This is a genomic window from Streptomyces spiralis (genome assembly GCF_014654675.1).
Classification (GTDB): domain Bacteria; phylum Actinomycetota; class Actinomycetes; order Streptomycetales; family Streptomycetaceae; genus Streptomyces; species Streptomyces spiralis.
In genome coordinates this window covers 39,251-39,914 of record NZ_BNBC01000043.1, presented here as the reverse complement: position 1 = coordinate 39,914, position 664 = coordinate 39,251, and the positions used below count along the sequence as shown (strand labels likewise).

1 protein-coding gene is annotated in these 664 nt (G+C 74.5%); it reads right to left on the bottom strand.

Annotated features, from left to right (window positions below; all coding sequences use genetic code 11):
* A partial coding sequence (locus tag IE318_RS45505; RefSeq protein ID WP_229903918.1) for a DeoR family transcriptional regulator occupies positions 1 to 335 on the bottom strand: 335 nt, incomplete at its 3' end.
* Positions 336 to 664: the final 329 nt, after the last annotated feature.

Here is a 664-nt window from a genome sequence, read left to right as displayed (position 1 = left end):
GCGATGAGCTGCGGGGTGAAGCCCTCGTCGACGAAGACCGTCTCCGCGTCCCCGAGCAGCTCGGCCGCCGCGGCGGCGATCCGGCGCTTCTCGGGCACGTGGCTGGTGGCCCGGTAGGCGAGCGTCGTCTCGAATCCGGCGCTCTCGACCGGGTAGGCCCCGCCGTGGGTGCGGCGGATCAGCCCGTGGTCCTCCAGGGCACGCAGATCCCTGCGGACGGTCTCCTTGGCCACGCCGAGTTCGGCGGCGAGCGCGGTGACGTCCACCTGGCCGGTCGCGCGGGCGGCCCGCACGATCTCCCGCTGCCGCTCCTCCGCCGTCCGTGCGTCGCCCATGGCCGACACCTGCTTCCCTGCCGTGCTGATCGCTCTCACCCGGTGGTGCCCGTTCGGGCCCGGTGGGGCCCTTGGGGGAAAGTTCTACAGCGGGTGCGCGGTGCTGACCAGGTCTGTTGCGGGCCCGATGCTGCCCGGGTGTGCCCGATTGCGGAGGCGTGTGCCCGCCTCGGACCTGCGCGACTACGGGGGGAGGGCGTGGGAACGGGCAGGGCGGATGCCCGAAAGCGGGGGCGGGCGGGCCCGTTCGGTGCCCGCCCGCCGCGACGAGGGCTCGTTTTCCGCCACCTGTCCGGGTCCTCCACCTGTCCGGGTCCGCCACCCGCCCA